General features: G+C 56.9%; 19 protein-coding genes. 9 read left to right on the top strand and 10 right to left on the bottom strand.

Annotation, left to right across the window (positions count from 1 at the left end; all coding sequences use genetic code 11):
* Positions 1-41 precede the first annotated feature (41 nt).
* Genes ACTJJA_RS06515 through ACTJJA_RS06500 form a run of 4 tightly spaced genes read left to right on the top strand, consistent with a single transcriptional unit; the run spans position 42 to position 3,768 of the window.
* Positions 42-1,454 (top strand): sodium:solute symporter family protein, encoded by a 1,413-nt coding sequence (locus tag ACTJJA_RS06515; RefSeq protein ID WP_010431119.1) that lies wholly within the window; start codon positions 42-44, stop codon positions 1,452-1,454.
* A gap of 1 nt (position 1,455) precedes the next feature.
* Complete coding sequence (locus tag ACTJJA_RS06510; protein ID WP_440666902.1) at positions 1,456-2,622, top strand: sialidase family protein; 1,167 nt, start codon at positions 1,456-1,458, stop codon at positions 2,620-2,622.
* Positions 2,619-3,089 (top strand): YhcH/YjgK/YiaL family protein, encoded by a 471-nt coding sequence (locus ACTJJA_RS06505; protein ID WP_440666900.1) that lies wholly within the window; start codon positions 2,619-2,621, stop codon positions 3,087-3,089. The genes ACTJJA_RS06510 and ACTJJA_RS06505 overlap by 4 nt, the downstream gene beginning before the upstream one ends.
* Position 3,090: 1 nt before the next feature.
* Positions 3,091-3,768 (top strand): SDR family NAD(P)-dependent oxidoreductase, encoded by a 678-nt coding sequence (locus ACTJJA_RS06500; RefSeq protein WP_440666899.1) that lies wholly within the window; start codon positions 3,091-3,093, stop codon positions 3,766-3,768.
* On the opposite strand, the gene ACTJJA_RS06495 is transcribed toward ACTJJA_RS06500, so the two are convergent.
* Both ACTJJA_RS06495 and ACTJJA_RS06490 read right to left on the bottom strand, forming a co-directional pair.
* Positions 3,765-4,556, bottom strand: a complete 792-nt coding sequence (locus ACTJJA_RS06495) for a PhzF family phenazine biosynthesis protein (protein WP_440666897.1) — start codon at positions 4,554-4,556, stop codon at positions 3,765-3,767. The genes ACTJJA_RS06500 and ACTJJA_RS06495 overlap by 4 nt on opposite strands.
* A gap of 19 nt (positions 4,557-4,575) precedes the next feature.
* On the bottom strand, positions 4,576-5,364 hold the full coding sequence (locus ACTJJA_RS06490) for a PhzF family phenazine biosynthesis protein (RefSeq protein ID WP_440666895.1): 789 nt from the start codon (positions 5,362-5,364) through the stop codon (positions 4,576-4,578).
* Positions 5,365-5,535: 171 nt separating this feature from the next.
* Here ACTJJA_RS06490 and ACTJJA_RS06485 point away from each other — a divergent pair, with 171 nt between their 5' ends.
* The gene (locus tag ACTJJA_RS06485; protein WP_126816494.1) at positions 5,536-6,732 is read left to right on the top strand and encodes a sugar transporter; all 1,197 of its coding nucleotides are present in this window, start codon (positions 5,536-5,538) and stop codon (positions 6,730-6,732) included.
* An 89-nt stretch (positions 6,733-6,821) separates the two neighbouring features.
* On the opposite strand, the gene ACTJJA_RS06480 is transcribed toward ACTJJA_RS06485, so the two are convergent.
* Positions 6,822-7,487: a MarC family NAAT transporter gene (locus ACTJJA_RS06480; RefSeq protein WP_100166675.1), complete on the bottom strand. Its 666-nt coding sequence runs from the start codon at positions 7,485-7,487 to the stop codon at positions 6,822-6,824.
* 256 nt (positions 7,488-7,743) lie between these two features.
* On the opposite strand from ACTJJA_RS06480, the gene marR reads away from it, so the two are divergent.
* From marR to marB, 3 genes are read left to right on the top strand one after another with little or no spacing between them, the layout of a single operon-like run.
* The gene (gene marR / locus ACTJJA_RS06475) at positions 7,744-8,178 is read left to right on the top strand and encodes a multiple antibiotic resistance transcriptional regulator MarR (protein ID WP_010431103.1); all 435 of its coding nucleotides are present in this window, start codon (positions 7,744-7,746) and stop codon (positions 8,176-8,178) included.
* 20 nt (positions 8,179-8,198) lie between these two features.
* Positions 8,199-8,579: an MDR efflux pump AcrAB transcriptional activator MarA gene (marA, locus tag ACTJJA_RS06470; RefSeq protein ID WP_001303241.1), complete on the top strand. Its 381-nt coding sequence runs from the start codon at positions 8,199-8,201 to the stop codon at positions 8,577-8,579.
* A gap of 31 nt (positions 8,580-8,610) precedes the next feature.
* Positions 8,611-8,829, top strand: a complete 219-nt coding sequence (gene marB / locus ACTJJA_RS06465) for a multiple antibiotic resistance protein MarB (RefSeq protein ID WP_010431092.1) — start codon at positions 8,611-8,613, stop codon at positions 8,827-8,829.
* A gap of 37 nt (positions 8,830-8,866) precedes the next feature.
* Here the strand turns inward: marB and eamA are convergent, their stop codons facing one another.
* A complete protein-coding gene (gene eamA, locus ACTJJA_RS06460; protein WP_440666893.1) occupies positions 8,867-9,766 on the bottom strand; it encodes an O-acetylserine/cysteine exporter in 900 nt (299 codons plus the stop codon).
* Between the two features lie 151 nt (positions 9,767-9,917).
* On the opposite strand from eamA, the gene ydeE reads away from it, so the two are divergent.
* Positions 9,918-11,177, top strand: a complete 1,260-nt coding sequence (gene ydeE / locus ACTJJA_RS06455) for an efflux MFS transporter YdeE (protein WP_440667703.1) — start codon at positions 9,918-9,920, stop codon at positions 11,175-11,177.
* Positions 11,178-11,222: 45 nt separating this feature from the next.
* On the opposite strand, the gene zinT is transcribed toward ydeE, so the two are convergent.
* Genes zinT through urtA form a run of 6 tightly spaced genes read right to left on the bottom strand, consistent with a single transcriptional unit; the run spans position 11,223 to position 17,362 of the window.
* Entirely contained in the window at positions 11,223-11,861 is a 639-nt protein-coding gene (gene zinT, locus ACTJJA_RS06450; protein WP_440666891.1) for a metal-binding protein ZinT, read from the bottom strand.
* 52 nt (positions 11,862-11,913) lie between these two features.
* On the bottom strand, positions 11,914-12,612 hold the full coding sequence (urtE, locus tag ACTJJA_RS06445; RefSeq protein WP_440666890.1) for an urea ABC transporter ATP-binding subunit UrtE: 699 nt from the start codon (positions 12,610-12,612) through the stop codon (positions 11,914-11,916).
* 9 nt (positions 12,613-12,621) lie between these two features.
* Positions 12,622-13,419: an urea ABC transporter ATP-binding protein UrtD gene (urtD, locus tag ACTJJA_RS06440; RefSeq protein WP_010431077.1), complete on the bottom strand. Its 798-nt coding sequence runs from the start codon at positions 13,417-13,419 to the stop codon at positions 12,622-12,624.
* Positions 13,419-14,492 carry an urea ABC transporter permease subunit UrtC gene (gene urtC, locus ACTJJA_RS06435; RefSeq protein ID WP_010431075.1) on the bottom strand — a complete coding sequence of 358 codons (1,074 nt, stop codon included), beginning with the start codon at positions 14,490-14,492 and terminating at the stop codon, positions 13,419-13,421. Before urtC ends, urtD begins: the two co-directional genes overlap by 1 nt.
* A complete protein-coding gene (gene urtB, locus ACTJJA_RS06430; RefSeq protein WP_440666888.1) occupies positions 14,492-16,066 on the bottom strand; it encodes an urea ABC transporter permease subunit UrtB in 1,575 nt (524 codons plus the stop codon). The genes urtC and urtB overlap by 1 nt, the downstream gene beginning before the upstream one ends.
* Positions 16,067-16,090: 24 nt before the next feature.
* Entirely contained in the window at positions 16,091-17,362 is a 1,272-nt protein-coding gene (urtA, locus tag ACTJJA_RS06425) for an urea ABC transporter substrate-binding protein (RefSeq protein WP_089598465.1), read from the bottom strand.
* Between the last annotated feature and the right edge of the window lie 179 nt (positions 17,363-17,541).

The raw sequence follows: 17,541 nt of genomic DNA, 5'->3' as shown, positions 1-17,541 counted from the left end.
CTGAGGTGCCCAGGATTCACTCGCCCTGAAGAGAGGCAAAGATGAATAATTTTACCGCTGAAGATACCCTAATCATTGTCGGCATAGTGATTGTCTACATTCTGTTCACCACATGGCTAACCTTCCGGATCCGCAGTAAAAACTCCGGTGATTTCATGGAAGGCTCCCGCGCAATGCCGGCATTTATTGTCGGGATCCTGCTCATGTCTGAATATATCGGCGCAAAATCCACTATCGGCACCGCGCAGGCCGCGTTTGAAGACGGGTTTGCGGCCTCCTGGTCCGTCATCGGTGCGGCGATTGGCTTTCCGCTGTTTGGTCTGTTGCTCGTCAAGCGCATCTATAACACCGGGAAAATCACCATCTCCGGGGCCATTGCCGAAAAGTACGGTAACAGCACCAAAAATATTATCTCCATCATCATGATCTACGCCCTTCTGCTGGTGAACGTAGGGAACTACGTCAGCGGTGCGGCGGCCATCTCCACCGTATTGAAGGTCAATTTGCCCGTTGCGGCGTTTATTACCGCTATCGTCAGCACCTTCTATTTCGCCTTTGGCGGCATGAAGGGTGTGGCGTGGGTGACGGTGCTGCACAGCGCGCTGAAATACTTCGGCATTCTGGTCATCATGGGCTTTGCGCTGTCTAAGACGGGCGGCTTCGCGCCAATGGTTGAAAACATGCCGGACTTCTACTGGACCTGGGATGGCAATATCGGCGCGTCGACCATTTTCGCATGGCTCATCGGCACCATTGGTTCCATATTCTGTACCCAGTTTGTGATTCAGGCCATCTCCTCCACCAAAGATGTGAAATCGGCCAAACGTTCAACCTGGGTCGCGTTCTTCTTCTGTCTGCCGATTGCGCTGGCCATCGCGGTAATCGGCGTGGCGGCTAAATACCTGCACCCGGAGATTAACAGCCTGTATGCGATGCCGATTTTCCTGCAGGATATGAACCCGTGGCTGGCCGGTCTGGTCACCACCTCTCTGGTGGCGTCTATTTTCGTCAGCGTCAGTACCGTTGCGCTGGCTATCGCCTCCCTGGTGGTCAAAGACTTTTACGTGCCGATGCGCAACCCGACGCCTGAGCAGGAATTTAAGGCCACCCGCTGGATCTCTCTGCTGATTGGTTTCCTGCCGCTGATTTTTGTTCTGCTGGTGCCTGAAGTCCTGAAGCTCTCGTTCTTTACCCGCGCCATTCGCCTGTCGATTTCCGTGGTGGCCGTTATCGCCTTCTACGCCCCGTTCTTCCGCAGCACCCGTGGGGCTAACGCTGGCCTGATCGGTGCCTGCGTCGTCACGTCGGTCTGGTATCTGCTTGGCGATCCGTTTGGTATCAACAATATGTATATCGCTCTGCTGACCCCAGCCGTCATCATGGTGATAGAGCGGCTTATTCCGGGAAAAGCGAACGCAAAAGCGCCCACCCCTGCAGAAAATAATGGAGTTTGATATGTCTGTAACCGTAACCCGCGACGGGATTGTTCGTCCGCACCCGCAGGACATTTACATGGAGACAGCCATGCTGCCTTCCTCTTGCCCACAAAACCATGCGGCAAACCTGCTGCCGCTGCCGGATGGCGCGCTAATGTGCGTCTGGTTCGGGGGGACGCAGGAAGGCATTGCGGATATCTCCGTATGGGGTTCACGCCTGACACAGGGCAGCCAGCAGTGGAGCGACGCGGTCAAACTCTCGGACGACGCGACGCGCTCTGAGCAAAACCCGGTCCTCTTCCTTGCCCCGGACAACGTGCTGTGGCTGCTGTGGACCGCCCAGATTTCCGGTAATCAGGACACGGCGATTGTGCGCTATCGCCAGTCACTGGATTTGGGTCAAACCTGGGGCGAGATTGATACTCTTCTCGATAAACCGGGCACCTTTATCCGCCAGCCGATAGTGGTGCTGGAAAACGGCAACTGGCTGCTACCGGTGTTTTACTGCCGTACCCTGCCGGGGGAGAAATGGGTAGGTAACGACGATATCAGCGCGGTGAAAATCTCGGAGGATCGCGGAAAAACCTGGCGTGATGTTGTGGTGCCCGAAAGCCTGGGCTCCGTGCATATGAATATTACCCCGCTTCACAACGGCACCCTGGTGGCGCTGTTCCGCAGCCGCTGGGCGGACAATATTTATTACAGCCAGTCAACGGACGGCGGCGAAAGCTGGTCCGTACCGGAGCCGACGACGCTCCCCAATAACAACTCCTCCATTCAGGTAACGACGCTTTCGAGCGGTGAACTGGCGCTGGTGTTCAATCACATGAGCGCCGCCGGTGCGCTCGAGCGCCGGGCGTCACTCTACGATGAAATTGATGATGGCGATGGCCGTAAAGAGCCGGTCGTCACCCACGGTCGGGCAGCCTTCTGGGGAGCGCCGCGTGCGCCGATGACCGTCGCCATCTCGCCGGACGGCGGGAAAAGCTGGCCGTGGCAGCGTAACCTGGACGAGGGGGATGGTTACTGTATGACCAACAACTCCATGGAAAAACTCAATCGCGAATTTTCCTATCCCAGCATCAAACAGGGATCTGAAGGCAATCTTCATATCGCTTACACCTACTTCCGTCAGGCCATCAAATACGTGCGGGTGACGCCAGAATGGGTCAAGGGGCTAATATGATTATCGGGCATCTCAACGCCCTGCCACTGGCAGGGCTACCGTCGGCGTTATACGCCCTGCTTTCCCGCCCGGAGTGCACGCTCCCGGCGCTTATGGCGCGCGCGGATGGTCGCTGGCAACCGGAGAATAGCGACTGGTTTTGCCATATCGGGCCTGCCCGGACGCAGCCGCGTAACGAGCGGCACACCGAGTACCATCACCAGTGGGCAGATATTCAGGTTGTGTTAGCAGGTGAAGAATATATTCACGCCGGCGCACTTCCCGTTGGGCAGCCGGGTGATGAAGAGTGCAAGCCGGATCTGTTTATTGCCTCCGCCGCTGAACACAGCGTCGCTATCCGTCTCGGTGCGGGTGATTTTGCCGTCTTTTACCCTGGTGAGCCCCATCAGGCGCTCTGTGCTGCCGGGTCGCCCATGACCGTGCGTAAAGCGGTCTTCAAAATTCCCCGCACGATGCTGGAGGTTTGAGATGCGCCATGCTGTCGTTACCGGAGCCAGCTCGGGCATTGGTGAGGCGATCGTTAAACGTCTGCTGGCTGAAGGCTGGCAGGTGACCGGACTAAGCCGACGCCCCGTCACGCTGGAAACGCCCAACTTCACCAGTCTGAGCGTTGATATCAGCATGCCTGATGCGCTGATGGCCGTACTGCAGCCCCTCCCTCCGCCTCACGCGGTGATCCATGCTGCCGGAATGATGGCTGCCGCGCCTCTGGGGCTGCTGGAGTCTGCTACGGGGGACGCGCTCTGGCGACTGCACGTGCAGGCGTGTGAAGTGCTGTTTAACCACTTCGCACCCCGCATGGCGTCCGGAGGACGGTTGGTGGCGATAGGCAGCAGAACGTCACGCGGCGCAGCCGGACGTTCACAGTATGTCGCCACCAAAGCGGCAATGGTTGGGATGATCAGAAGCTGGGCCGCCGAACTGGCCCCACGAGGGATTACCGCGAACGTGGTCGCTCCCGGTGCAACCCAAACGCCAATGCTCAGTTCGCCGGGGCGGGAAACCTCCCCGCCGAAATGTCCGCCGTTAGGGAGGCTTATCAGGCCAGAAGAGGTCGCCGGCTTGGTCAACTTCCTGTTGAGCGAAGACGCCGCCGCCATTACCGGGCAAGAGATTGCGATCTGCGGCGGCGCATCGCTCAGCTAGCGCAAAAAGATCCGTCCTTTCAGATACAGCGTCGCCTGCCCGCCAATCAGCACGCGGTCACCCCTTAACTCGCAGCGCAGATCCCCGCCACGGGCTGACACCTGGCGGGCATTCAGTGACGTTTTACCCAGTTTTTCGCTCCAGTACGGAATCAACATGCTGTGCGCCGATCCCGTCACCGGATCTTCCGGCACGCCTTCACCCGGACAAAAGAAGCGGCTAACAAAGTCATACGAGTCCCCCGGTGCCGTGACGCAGACCATTTTATCCAGCGGGATCATTGCCGCGATATCCGGCGTTAAGGCTTCCACCTGCTGCTGGCTTTCAAGCACCACCATGTAATCGCGCCCTGCGCGGACCTCTTTCGCACCGCTGATGCCCAGCGCGCTGAAGAGTAACGCGGGCGGATTATCGACAACCTCCGTCGACCATGCCGGGAAATTGAGCGTCAGCCAGTCTCCGTTGCGCTTCACCGTCAGGTCGCCAACAAAACGCGTCGAGAAGGTGATTTCGGTATGCGGGTAGTCGAGATATTCAAAAATGACGTGGGACGCCGCCAGCGTCGCATGTCCGCAGAGGTTAATTTCATCAAGCGTGGTAAACCAGCGCAGCTCAAAGCCGTTATCCGTACGCACGAAGAAGGCCGTTTCCGACTGGTTATGCTGCTTCGCCATGTTGAGCAGCGTCTCATCCGGAAGCCACTCTTCCAGCGGGCAAACCGCCGCCGCATTGCCACCAAACGCCCTGTCGCTGAAGGCATCTACCAGATAAAAATCAATTTCCTGCATGGTCTCTTCCTCTTTTTTTCTAGCGCAGAAATACTGTGCCTTTCAAATATAGTGATGCCTGGCCGCTCATCATCACGCGCGAGCCTTTCAGTTCGCAGCGCACATCACCGCCACGGGCCGACACCTGACGCGCAAACAGCGTCGTTTTTCCCAGCGTCTCACTCCAGTAAGGAATGAGCATCGTATGCGCAGAGCCGGTGACAGGATCTTCAGGTACGGCAACCCCCGGTGAGAAGAAGCGGCTGACGAAATCGTACTCACCCTCCCCACGCGCGGTGACGGCAACCTTGTGTTCACCTGGCGTCATCGCGGAATAGTTTGGCGTCACGGCTTCCACCAGCTCACGATTTTCCAGCACCACCACCCAGGCGCGCCCCTTTCGGGCCTCAACGTAGCGGTTGATCCCCAGCGCGGCGAGCATCTCTGGCGGCGGCGCCAATTCCTGCGTCGGACAGGCCGGGAAATCGAGCGTCATCCAGTCACCTTCCCGGCTGACCGTCAGACGGCCCGAGGCGGTCTCAAAGTGAATGCGCGAGTCCGGGTAGTCCAGCTCGTTAAACAGCACATACGCAGCGGCAAGCGTCGCATGTCCGCAGAGATTGACCTCGGTTAAGGTGGTAAACCAGCGCAGCTCAATCCCGCCTTTACTGCACACGAAGAACGCGGTTTCGGACTGGTTATGCTGCTGCGCCATGCTGAGTAACGTCTCATCCGGTAGCCATGCCTTAAGCGGGCAAACCGCCGCCGGATTGCCACCAAATGAGGTATCACTAAACGCATCTACCAGATAAAAATCAATCTCCTGCATCGACTTACCGCCTGTTATCGTTGTGTTGTTCTTTATCTTCACGGAAAACCTCGCCCGCCGCTACCGCTGTGGTACGGTAAATTTTGTGATTGAGGTCACATTATGGTTGAGTTTTCGCCGTTTAAAGCTTTAAGATCGTCTCCTCATCGTTAACCAATCCCAGACATCTTTATGACAACAAACACGGTTTCCCGCAGGGTCGCGTGGCTACGTGTGGTCACGCTCGCCATCGCTGCGTTTATTTTCAATACCACTGAATTTGTTCCGGTTGGGCTGTTGTCTGACATAGCCGACAGCTTCCAGATGGAGACGGCGCAGGTGGGCATTATGTTGACCATCTACGCCTGGGTGGTGGCGCTGATGTCGCTGCCGTTTATGCTGCTGACCAGCCAGATGGAGCGGCGAAAGCTGCTGATTGGCCTGTTTGTGGTCTTCATCGCCAGCCATGTGCTGTCATTTATGGCATGGAATTTTACGGTGCTGGTCGTTAGCCGCATTGGTATTGCCTTTGCCCATGCGGTGTTCTGGTCGATTACCGCGTCGCTCGCTATTCGCCTGGCTCCGGCGGGGAAACGCGCGCAGGCGCTGAGCCTGATTGCCACCGGTACCGCGCTGGCGATGGTGCTCGGCCTGCCGATTGGCCGCATTGTCGGGCAATACTTCGGCTGGCGTACCACCTTCTTTGCCATCGGCATGGGGGCGCTGATCACGCTGGTCTGCCTCATCAAGCTGCTGCCAACATTGCCGAGCGAACATTCCGGCTCGCTGAAAAGCCTGCCGCTGTTGATGCGTCGCCCGGCGCTGATGAGCATTTATTTGCTTACGGTGATTGTAGTAACCGCCCATTACACGGCCTACAGCTACATTGAGCCGTTTGTGCAGGTTGTGGCGGGCTTTAGCGCCAATTTCGCCACGGTTCTGCTGCTGATTCTGGGCGGCGCGGGCATTATCGGCAGTATTCTGTTTGGTAAGCTCGGCAACCAGCATGCGTCTACGCTGGTGAGCAGCGCCATTGGCCTGCTGCTGGCGTGCCTGCTGTTGCTGATGCCTGCCGCGGGCAGCGAAAGCCATCTGGCGATCCTCAGCCTGTTCTGGGGCGTAGCAATCATGATTATCGGTCTGGGCATGCAGGTGAAAGTGCTGGCGCTGGCACCGGATGCCACGGACGTCGCGATGTCGCTCTTCTCGGGAATTTTCAATCTGGGGATTGGGGCGGGCGCACTGCTGGGAAATCAGATTAGCCTGCATGTGTCGATGTCGGCGATTGGCTATCTGGGGGCGATCCCTGCGCTGGTGGCGCTTATCTGGTCGCTGCTGATCTTCCGTAAATGGCCGGTGGCGCTCGAGGAACAGGGTCAGCACGGGTGAGGTTTGTTTGTGCCGGGTGGCGGCTTCGCCTTACCCGGCCTACAAAACCCGTAGGCCCGTGCAAGCGAAGCCGCCACCCGGCAATGACCTCAATGATAGGTCTTAATAATTTCCAGCACGCCGTTAATAATAAACTGCACGCCCATACAGACCAGAAGGAAGCCCATCAGACGGGAAATCGCTTCAATCCCGCCCTTTCCTACCCAGCGCATAATCGCACCGGAACTGCGCAGCGACGCCCACACGATAATACCGATAAGCGCGAAAATCAGCGGTGGCGCAACCGTCAGTACCCAGTCCGGGAAGGTGGAGCTATCACGCACCGTTGAGGCGGAGCTGATGATCATCGCAATCGTACCCGGCCCCGCCGTACTCGGCATCGCTAACGGGACAAAAGCAATATTCGCGCTGGGCTCTGTTTCCAGCTCTTCGGATTTGCTGGTCGCTTCCGGTGATTCATGCGCTTTTTGCGCGGGGAACAGCATACGGAACCCGATAAAGGCCACAATCAGCCCCCCGGCGATACGCAGGCCGGGAATCGAAATCCCAAAGGTGTTCATCACCAGCTGTCCGGCGTAATAAGCCACCATCATGATGGCAAACACATACACAGAGGCCATCATCGACTGATGATTGCGCTCTGCGCTGTTCATGTTCCCTGCCAGCCCCAGAAACAGCGCCACCGTCGTTAACGGGTTCGCCAGCGGCAGCAACACCACCAGCCCGAGGCCAATTGCTTTAATCAAATCCAACATAGTGCGTCGTTATCCTTATCCATATTCATCCCCGCAATTATAGGGTGAAAGTGTGACCTTCAGCCATGACCACAACGTAACCATTATTTTCTCACTGCAATGATAACCCTGCGTTATGTATATGATTTGAAAGCACTCAAAAAAAGTTCATGAAACGTTTTAGCAATTCGTGGCATCCGTCGATTCATTCAGTTGACTTATACTTGCCTGAGCAATAATATCTGCCGTGACTAAACTACTTGCCAGGGCAACCATTGTGAAAAGCACCAGCGATCTCTTTAACGACATCATTCCACTGGGCCGTCTTATTCACATGGTTAACCAGAAAAAAGATCGCCTGCTCAATGACTATCTGTCACCGCTGGATATCACCGCAACACAGTTCAAAGTGCTGTGTTCCATTCGCTGCGAAGTGTGTATCACGCCGGTTGAGCTTAAAAAGGTGCTCTCTGTCGATCTGGGTGCGTTAACCCGCATGTTGGATCGTCTCGTCTGCAAAGGATGGATAGAACGAAGCCCTAATCCGAATGACAAACGCGGCGTGCTGATCAAACTGACCAGCGACGGCGCGGCCATGTGTGAGCAATGTCATCAACTCGTAGGACAAACACTGCATCAGGAACTAACAAAAAACTTAACGGCAGATGAAGTGGCAACGCTTGAGCTTTTGCTTAAGAAAATACTGCCGTAAACAGAAAAAGAGGTATGACGATGTCCAGACGCAATACTGACGCTATCACCATTCATAGCATTTTGGACTGGATCGAGGACAACCTGGAATCGCCGCTCTCCCTTGAAAAAGTGTCAGAGCGTTCAGGTTACTCAAAATGGCACCTGCAACGGATGTTCAAAAAAGAGACCGGTCATTCATTAGGTCAATATATTCGCAGCCGCAAGCTGACGGAGATTGCCCAAAAACTGAAAGAAAGCAATGAGCCGATCCTTTATCTGGCGGAGCGTTACGGATTTGAATCGCAACAAACCCTGACGCGCACGTTTAAGAACTACTTTGATGTGCCGCCTCATAAGTATCGTATCACCAGCATGCCGGGTGAATCCCGATATCTCTATCCGTTAAAACACTGTAGTTAAACAACGCCTGTAAAGACGTACCGAGGAAATCATGAAAGTTACCGTCTCCGCCGCCCTCGCCTTGCTGGTGCTGTTTTCCAGCCAGACCTTCGCGGAGCAAACGCCCAGTGCAACGCAGCAAAATAATCGTGACACGATGATTTTGCCGTCAGCACATGACCAGTCACCTTTTGATTTCAACCATATGGGGGCTGGTAGCGACAAATCCGACGAATTAGGCGTGCCGTATTACAATCAGCACGGCTTCTGATTCGTTTTGCCCCGCCTCTGCGGGGCTTTTTTGTGCCCTAATTCCGTACTCGCGTCGCCCGACGCACGCGCAAACCAAACACGTTGATGTAGAGTCCACCCATGATCAGCACCGCCCCCAAGAGCTGCAGCGCGCTGAGTTTTTCATCCAGCAGCAACGCCGCGCTGGCCAGCCCCACCACGGGTACCAGCAGAGACAGCGGCGCCACCCGCCAGGTTTCGTAGCGACCCAGCAGCGAACCCCAAATGCCATAGCCGATAATCGTGGCGACGAACGCCAGATAAATCAGCGACAGGATAGTTGTGAGATCGATCTCGACCAGGCTTTTCAGCATCAGGTCCGGGCCGTCCAGAATAAACGATGCCGCCAGAAACGGGATTACAGGGATCAGCGCACTCCACACCACCAGAGACATCACCGCCGGGCGCGCCTCATGCTGCATAATCAGCTTGTTGAAGATGTTTCCGCAGGCCCAGCTCAGCCCCGCCGCCAGCGTGAGCATAAAGCCCAGCAGGGCCACATGCTGACCGTTCAGACTGGCCTCAATCAGCACCAGCACGCCAAACACCGCCAGCGTGATCCCCGCCAGCTGTTTACCCTGTAAACGCTCACCAAACACAAACGCGCCGAGAATAATGGTAAAGAACGCCTGCGCCTGCAGAACCAGCGAGGCCAGGCCGGCGGGCATGCCGAACTTAATGGCGCAGAAGAGAAACGCAAATTGACCAAAACTGATGGTCAGGCCGTAGCCCAGCAGCAGTTTCAGGGGGATTTTTGGACGCGCCACGAAAAATAGCGCCGGGAACGCCACCAGCATAAAACGTAAACCGGCCAGCATCAGCGGGGGCATATTGTGCAACCCCAGCTTAATGACCACAAAATTAAGCCCCCACACTACGACCACCAGCAACGCCAGCAGCCCGTCTTTACGCGTCATACCCTGCCCCTGAATTATTAATAATTTGTTAACACTTCAAGGTAACAGAAAAAATAGCACCACGAGAAGATCATTAATTCTGGCAGTCAGGCGAAGCACTTAGGGATAAATTAGGCGCTATACAAGCCCCTTATGTCGTGATACTCCTTTTATAACACAACAAAAAAAGCATAAGCATTTGTCGGGCAGGAATATGAAACCATCTCTCAGGCGCTCTACCGCAGCGCTGCTGGCATCGTCATTGTTATTAACAATTGGTCGAGGGGCAACGTTGCCGTTTATGACCATTTATCTCACGCGCGCGTATAGCATGAGCGTCGAGAATATCGGTTATGCGCTGACCATTGCGCTGACCATTGGCGTCGTGTTCAGCTTAGGGTTTGGCATTCTGGCCGATAAGTTTGATAAGAAGCGCTATATGCTGATCGCCATTGTGGCGTTTATTGCGGGCTTTGTGGCCATTCCGCTGGTTAATAACGTGACGCTGGTGGTCCTGTTTTTTGCGCTGATCAACTGCGCCTACTCGGTTTTTTCAACGGTACTCAAAGCCTGGTTTGCCGATGTGCTGACCTCAAGCGAAAAAGCCCGCGTCTTCTCGCTGAACTACAGCTTCCTGAACATCGGCTGGACGATCGGCCCACCGCTTGGGACCCTGCTGGTGATGTACAGCCTGCAGCTCCCGTTCTGGCTGGCGGCCTTTTGCGCCGCACTGCCGCTCGGCTTTATCCATTTCTTTGTACAGAAAAGCGTTGCGTTAGATGCCGCTGAAGAAAAGGCGCCATGGCAACCGTCGGTATTGCTGAAAGACCGCGCCCTGTTCTGGTACACGCTGTCTGGTCTGCTCGCGTCTTACGTCGGGGGATCATTTGCGACCTGCATTTCGCAGTATGTGCTTGCCGCGCACGCGGACGGTGATTTCGCCGAAAAGGTGGTGGCCGTGGTGCTCCCCGTCAACGCCGCCGTGGTGGTGACGCTGCAATACGCCCTCGGGCGTAAAATTTCAGCCAGCAACATTCGCCCGCTGATGACCGTTGCCACCCTGTTTTTCATCGTGGGTCTGGGCGGGTTTATGCTCTCCGGTGAAAACCTGGTTTACTGGGGCATCGCTGCCGCGATCTTTACCCTCGGGGAGATTATCTATGCACCGGGGGAATATATGCTGATCGACAACATCGCTCCGCCGGGAATGAAGGCGAGCTATTTCTCCGCCCAGGCGCTGGGCTGGCTGGGCGCGGCGGCGAACCCGATGATCACCGGGCTCATCCTGACCCATCTGCCGCACTGGTCATTGTTTGTGATTATGATGGCCGCCATCGTCATTGCCTGGCTGATGATTTTGCGTGGGATGAGCGTGAAAAATGAAGATACCGTGTCGGGTGGCGCTACGCTTACCCGACCTACAAAACCCTAATCGTAGGCCGGGTAAGGCGAAGCCGCCACCCGGCTCAGGCAAAAGCTAGTGGTGCAACATCTCTTCAACCACCTGTTCTTTGTACATCTCGTTCGGGTAGTACGTCGGCCAGTTATCCATCTCTTTCAGCAGCGCCTCGTGGGAGGTGTTGCCCATGAAAAGATGGAAGTGTGAAGAGGCTTTCGGTCCAATGATATGGTCGCTGAACTGAACAAACTTCGGTGCCTTGCTGCTGGCATCCTTACACTCAAACAGATAGCGAACGCCTTTTTTCCCCGAGGCGTAGGTCAGGATTTTGTAGCCGCTGTAGTCGTAGTGACAACGGCTTACCGTTTCCCCCTGGTGGAATTCCATCACGTTATTTTCGATGCCGATAGATCCCACGTCCGTTGCGTAGCCCGTCCGGTAATAGGCTTTCACCGCCTCAACGGATTTGTTGTCCTTCTCCGCTTTCTTCTTGAATACCGGATCGAGCGAACCGTCCAACAGGAACGGATAGACGGATTGCCAGGTGCCGTCCCAGTCCGACAGCTTTCTGTCCTTCACGTCTTTATCCTCAAACACGCCGTTCGCCGCCTTCTGTTCCGCCTCGGTCATCTGGTGACCGTGCGAATGGGCAAACAGCTGGCCGCTGACCAGCAGCGCCCCCAGAGTCATGGCAATTTTTCCACTATGTGCAGCCAAAACAAAACCCTCATTCCGTTTTATAAGAATGAGGATGTTATATTATAACATCTCAGATCGCAACCAGACCGCGGACGCCCTCCTGCTCCATATTTTCACCACGTCCCTGCTGAATAATGGTGCCGCGCGACATCAGCAGATAGCTGTCGGCCAGCTCGGCGGCAAAGTCGTAAAACTGCTCAACCAGCAGAATCGCCATATCGCCGCGATCCGCCAGCGAGCGGATCACCTGCCCAATCTCTTTGATAACCGATGGCTGAATGCCCTCCGTCGGTTCATCGAGGATCAGAAGCTGCGGACGGCTTGCCAGCGCGCGTCCTATCGCCAGCTGTTGCTGTTGTCCCCCGGAGAGATCGCCCCCGCGGCGGTGTTTCATCTCTTTTAACACCGGAAACAGCTGCCAGATCTCATCCGGCACCTGCTTCGCGTCGCGGGCGGGAAAGCGTGACAGCCCCAGCAGCAGATTCTCTTCTACGGTTAAGCGCGGGAAAATCTCACGCCCCTGCGGGACATACGCCACGCCAGCGTGCACCCGCTGGTGCGGCTTGCTGTGGGTGATTTTCTTGCCCTGCCAGACGATGTCACCGCTTTTCGCCGGGATCAGCCCCATCAGACACTTCAGCAGCGTGGTTTTACCGACGCCGTTGCGCCCCAAAAGACAGGTGACCTCGCCGCGAAGAGCCTGAAAGCTCACGCCGCGCAGAATGTGGCTGCCGCCGTAGTATTGATTCAGTTCGTTAACCTGTAGCATTACGGCTCCTTAGCGTCCCAGATAGACCTCAATCACCTGCTCGTTGGCCTGTACCTCACGAAGCGAGCCTTCCGCCAGCACGCGCCCCTGATGCAGCACCGTCACCCGATCGGCGATGGTTTCCACAAACCCCATGTCATGTTCCACCACCATCAGAGAGTGTTTGCCCGCCAGCGTTCTGAACAGTTCTGCGGTGTATTCGGTTTCCGCGTCCGTCATTCCGGCGGCGGGCTCGTCCAGCAGCAGCAGATGCGGATCCTGCACCAGCAGCATACCGATCTCCAGAAACTGTTTTTGCCCGTGAGAAAGCAGCCCGGCGCGGCGGTCGCGCTCGCTGCTGAGCCGCAGAAGCACCAGCATTTCATCAATGCGATCGACCTGTTCGCCGTTTAGCTTTGCCCGCAGACTCGCCCAGACGGATTTGTCGGTTTTCATCGCGATTTCGAGGTTTTCCCACACCGTCAGCGCCTCAAAGACCGTGGGTTTCTGGAATTTACGCCCGATCCCCTGTCGGGCAATTGCGGCGGGATCGAGCAGGGTCAGATCGACAGACTGGTCATAGCGCGCTTTGCCGCTTTGAGGCCGCGTTTTGCCCGTGATAACGTCCATTAACGTCGTTTTTCCCGCGCCGTTAGGCCCAATTACGCAGCGCAGTTCGCCCACGCCAATATTGAGCGTGAGATCCGTTAACGCCTGAAACCCGTCAAAATTGACGTTGATGGCCTCAAGCTGCAACACGGGATCGGTCTGTTCCCGGTAGCGGTCACCGGGCAGCTGTCGGGTGAATAATCCGTCAGATGGCTGCATTATTTCTCCCCCTTACGCAACAGGCCGTAGACGCCGCGCGGCAAGAACAGCGTGACGGCGATAAAAATCAGCCCCAGAAACAGCTGCCAGTATTCCGGCATCGCGACGGTGAAGAAGCTCTTGGCACCGTTCACCAGCGCTGCGCCAATTACCGGACCGACCAGCGTGCCGCGCCCGCCCAGCGCCACCCAGATCGCGGCTTCAATCGAGTTGGTCGGCGACATTTCGCCAGGGTTGATAATGCCCACCTGCGGGACGTACAGCGCCCCCGCCAGACCGCACAGCACCGCGGACAGCGTCCATACCAGCAGCTTGAACCCGCGCGGATCGTAACCGCAGAACGTCAGGCGGTTTTCCGCGTCACGCACCGCCGTCAGGATGCGGCCAAACTTGCTTTTCGCCAGCGCAAATCCTGTGCCTAATGCCAGAATCAGCAGCAACACGGTCGCCAGAAACAGCGCGATGCGCGTGGCGGTCTCCGTCACCGGAAATCCGAGCAGGGTCGTAAAACCGGTAAAGCCGTTATTACCGCCAAAACCGGTTTCGTTACGAAAGAACAGCAGCATGCCCGCGTAGGTCAGCGCCTGGGTCATGATGGAAAAATAGACCCCTTTGATTTTTGAGCGGAAGGCAAACCAGCCAAACACCAGCGCCAGCAATCCCGGAACCATCACAATCAGGACCAGCGCCCAGGCAAAGTGCTGGGTGCCCCACCAGAACCACGGCAGCTCGCTCCAGGAGAGAAAGGACATGAACGCAGGCAGACCGTCACCCGCCGCCTGGCGCATCAGGTACATCCCCATCGCATAGCCGCCAAGGGCAAAGAAAATGCCGTGCCCCAGCGAGAGCATGCCTGCGTATCCCCACACCAGATCGAGCGCAACGGCCACGATGGCATAGCAGAGGATCTTGCCAATCAGCGTCAGCATCCAGGTCGAAAGCGCCAGGGGATGCGTGGCGGGCAGCAGCGCGAAAAACGGTAAGATCAGCAGACACGCCACCAGCAGGCTGCCCGCAATCTGAGTCGTGCGCGGCGCTTTACGCGCCATCGTTAAGGTAAGTGGCTGGCTCATCAGTCAGTAACCCTCCCTTTTAAGGCAAAGAGTCCCTGAGGGCGTTTCTGAATAAACAGAACGATCACCACCAGAATCAGGATCTTGCCGAGTACCGCACCCATCTGCGGTTCGAGAATTTTGTTGAAAATCCCCAGGCCAAACGCCGCCGCCACGCTACCGGCCAGCTGGCCCACGCCGCCCAACACCACCACCAGGAACGAGTCGATGATGTAGCCCTGGCCCAGCTCCGGCCCCACGTTCCCCAACTGGGAAAGCGCCACGCCGCCCAGACCGGCAATGCCGGACCCCAGCCCAAATGCCAGCATGTCGACGCGCCCGGTAGGTACCCCGCAGCAGGCAGCCATGCTGCGGTTTTGGGTCACCGCGCGGACGTTCAGGCCAAGACGGGTTTTGTTCAGAATCAGCCAGGTGAAGAACAGCACCAGCAGCACAAAGCCCAGCACCACAATGCGGTTCCACGGCAGCGTCAGGTTGGCGAACACCTGCACGCCTCCGGAAAGCCAGAACGGGTTTGCCACCTCCAGGTTTTGTGCCCCGAACGTCATGCGTACCAGCTGGATAAGCATCAGGCTGATCCCCCATGTCGCCAGCAGCGTTTCCAGTGGACGTCCGTAAAGATGGCGGATCACCGTGCGCTCGAGAATCATCCCGATGCCCGCCGTCAGGCAAAAGGCCACGGGCAGCGCAATAACCGGATAAAGCGCCAGCCACTGGGGCAGAAATTGCGCCATCACCTGCTGCACCATCCAGGTGGCATACGCCCCTAACATCAACATTTCGCCGTGCGCCATATTGATGACGCCAAGCAGTCCGTAGGTGATCGCCAGCCCCAGCGCAGCCAGCAGCAGGACAGAGCCCAGAGAAAGCCCCATAAATGCTTGCCCAAGCAGGTCGCCCCACATCAGACGGTGCTGAATGTGGCTCAGGCTCTCGGCGGCAGCCGCACGCACCTTCGCATCCGGCTCCGTCTGCGGTTGGGTAAACGGCGTGATTTTTGCCTGCACGTCCGGGTCGTCGGATTGCCCCAGCAGCTCAACAGCCTGAAGACGGGTCTCCGCCTGAGGACTGACAAGCTGGAGGTTCGCCAGCGCCAGCAGCAGGGACTGCCGCGTCACATCATCCGTTTCGAGACTGACCCGTTTTTGCAGAAAACCGAGCATATCTGGCTGGATATCCCGCTGGAGCTGCCGGGCTGCGCCTCGCCTTTCGGTGACACTGTCACTTATGAGTTGATGTGTCGCCAGGGCAGTCGCCGCCAGCACACGGAGTCGGTTGGTCAGGCGCACGGCTTTGGTAGCACCTTCTGCCGCCGTTGCCGCCCCGAGCGGCACCATCTCGTCGCCATGCCTGGCAAAGGCATGCTTCTGGCCGTCGATAAACAGGCTTTCAGCTTGCAGCGCCTGAAGCAGCGGCATCCTTGCCGCATCCGGTGAAGCCGCCCACGCGGTCAGCATTGCTGCTTGCTGCGTACGGTTAGCAGCAACAAAGTTATCGGCATCCGATGCCTGCGCCATCCCTGGCAGCAGTCCGGTAAGCCATACAAGAGCGATGAACATGCGCATGGCGTTCATGACGTTTCTCCCTGCGGTAATGGCTTAGTTACTGGCGGTTTTCATCGGCTGGTCAGGCTTTTTGTCATTTCCGGCGATGAACGGGCTCCACGGCTGGGCGCGCACCGGCGCGTCGGTTTGCCAGACCACGTTAAACTGGCCGTTACCCTCGATTTCCCCAATCATGACCGGCTTATGCAGGTGGTGGTTGGTGGCATCCATGGTGAGCGTGAACCCAGACGGCGCTTTAAAGGACTGGCCTGCCATCGCGGCACGCACTTTATCCACGTCGGTGGTGCCTGCTTTTTCGACGGCCTGCGCCCACATGTGAATGCCCACATAGGTGGCTTCCATCGGATCGTTGGTTACGACGGTATCGGCATTCGGCAGCTTGTGCGCTTTGGCGTAGGCTTTGTAATCCGCCACGAAGGTCTGGTTGGTTGGGTTATCCACGGATTCGAAGTAGTTCCACGCCGCCAGGTTCCCCACCAGCGGTTTGGTGTCGATCCCACGCAGCTCCTCTTCACCGACAGAGAACGCCACCACCGGAACATCGGTGGCCTTCAGACCCTGGTTAGCCAGCTCTTTGTAGAACGGCACGTTGGAATCGCCGTTGATGGTCGACACCACCGCCGTTTTACCGCCTGCGGAGAATTTCTTAATGTTGGCTACGATGGTCTGGTAATCGCTGTGACCGAACGGGGTGTAAACCTCTTCAATGTCTTTATCCTCAACGCCTTTTGAATGCAGGAAGGCGCGCAGGATCTTGTTGGTGGTGCGCGGATACACGTAGTCCGTGCCCAGCAGGAAGAAGCGCTTCGCCGCGCCGCCGTCTTCGCTCATCAGGTACTCCACCGCCGGGATCGCCTGCTGGTTCGGCGCCGCACCGGTATAGAAGACGTTCGGTGACATCTCTTCACCTTCGTACTGAACCGGGTAGAACAGCAGGCCGTTCAGCTCCTCAAACACCGGCAGCACGGATTTGCGCGACACCGACGTCCAGCAGCCGAAGACCACCGCCACCTTATCCTGGCTGATGAGCTGACGGGCTTTTTCGGCAAACAGCGGCCAGTTCGACGCCGGGTCAACCACCACCGGCTCCAGTTTCTTGCCCAGCACGCCGCCTTTGGCGTTGATCTCATCAATCGTCATCAGGGCAACGTCTTTCAGAGGCGTCTCGGAGATCGCCATCGTGCCGGACAGCGAGTGCATAATCCCAACTTTGATGGTATCGGCAGCCTGCACGCCAAAACTCATTCCCATCGCGACCACGGAGGCCGACAGTGCAAAAGCTTTTAACAAGGTACGACGGTGCATATTTTCACTCCTGAAAAGAAAGCTGTGCGAAAGCGTCCGATACCGCAGGGACGCAGATAAACAAGGTGTCAGCTTCAGGAGAGCAAAAAGGATGCCAGAATGGAGAAAGCGGAATGGCGGGAGATGAGGCGCGGGTTGTAAAGAGAACGACTCAGAATGAATCAGCGCTGCACTTTTAT

Source organism: Enterobacter sp. 22452 (assembly GCF_052045065.1).
Taxonomy (GTDB): domain Bacteria; phylum Pseudomonadota; class Gammaproteobacteria; order Enterobacterales; family Enterobacteriaceae; genus Enterobacter; species Enterobacter mori.
The sequence above is the reverse complement of the archived record's forward strand: the minus strand, read 5'-3'. Positions and strand labels throughout refer to the sequence as shown.

What these genes read in the sequence shown, in the direction of transcription:
- ACTJJA_RS06500 (WP_440666899.1), top strand. Translation starts at nt 3,091, where the DNA reads ATGCGCCATGCTGTCGTTACCGGAGCCAGCTCGGGCATTGGTGAGGCG.
- ACTJJA_RS06515 (WP_010431119.1), top strand. Translation starts at nt 42, where the DNA reads ATGAATAATTTTACCGCTGAAGATACCCTAATCATTGTCGGCATAGTG.
- marA (WP_001303241.1), top strand. Translation starts at nt 8,199, where the DNA reads ATGTCCAGACGCAATACTGACGCTATCACCATTCATAGCATTTTGGAC.
- ACTJJA_RS06485 (WP_126816494.1), top strand. Translation starts at nt 5,536, where the DNA reads ATGACAACAAACACGGTTTCCCGCAGGGTCGCGTGGCTACGTGTGGTC.
- urtB (WP_440666888.1), bottom strand. Translation starts at nt 16,066, where the DNA reads ATGAACGCCATGCGCATGTTCATCGCTCTTGTATGGCTTACCGGACTG.
- marB (WP_010431092.1), top strand. Translation starts at nt 8,611, where the DNA reads ATGAAAGTTACCGTCTCCGCCGCCCTCGCCTTGCTGGTGCTGTTTTCC.
- ACTJJA_RS06490 (WP_440666895.1), bottom strand. Translation starts at nt 5,364, where the DNA reads ATGCAGGAGATTGATTTTTATCTGGTAGATGCGTTTAGTGATACCTCA.
- urtC (WP_010431075.1), bottom strand. Translation starts at nt 14,492, where the DNA reads ATGAGCCAGCCACTTACCTTAACGATGGCGCGTAAAGCGCCGCGCACG.
- urtD (WP_010431077.1), bottom strand. Translation starts at nt 13,419, where the DNA reads ATGCAGCCATCTGACGGATTATTCACCCGACAGCTGCCCGGTGACCGC.
- urtE (WP_440666890.1), bottom strand. Translation starts at nt 12,612, where the DNA reads ATGCTACAGGTTAACGAACTGAATCAATACTACGGCGGCAGCCACATT.
- ACTJJA_RS06480 (WP_100166675.1), bottom strand. Translation starts at nt 7,487, where the DNA reads ATGTTGGATTTGATTAAAGCAATTGGCCTCGGGCTGGTGGTGTTGCTG.
- eamA (WP_440666893.1), bottom strand. Translation starts at nt 9,766, where the DNA reads ATGACGCGTAAAGACGGGCTGCTGGCGTTGCTGGTGGTCGTAGTGTGG.
- urtA (WP_089598465.1), bottom strand. Translation starts at nt 17,362, where the DNA reads ATGCACCGTCGTACCTTGTTAAAAGCTTTTGCACTGTCGGCCTCCGTG.
- ACTJJA_RS06510 (WP_440666902.1), top strand. Translation starts at nt 1,456, where the DNA reads ATGTCTGTAACCGTAACCCGCGACGGGATTGTTCGTCCGCACCCGCAG.
- ACTJJA_RS06495 (WP_440666897.1), bottom strand. Translation starts at nt 4,556, where the DNA reads ATGCAGGAAATTGATTTTTATCTGGTAGATGCCTTCAGCGACAGGGCG.
- ACTJJA_RS06505 (WP_440666900.1), top strand. Translation starts at nt 2,619, where the DNA reads ATGATTATCGGGCATCTCAACGCCCTGCCACTGGCAGGGCTACCGTCG.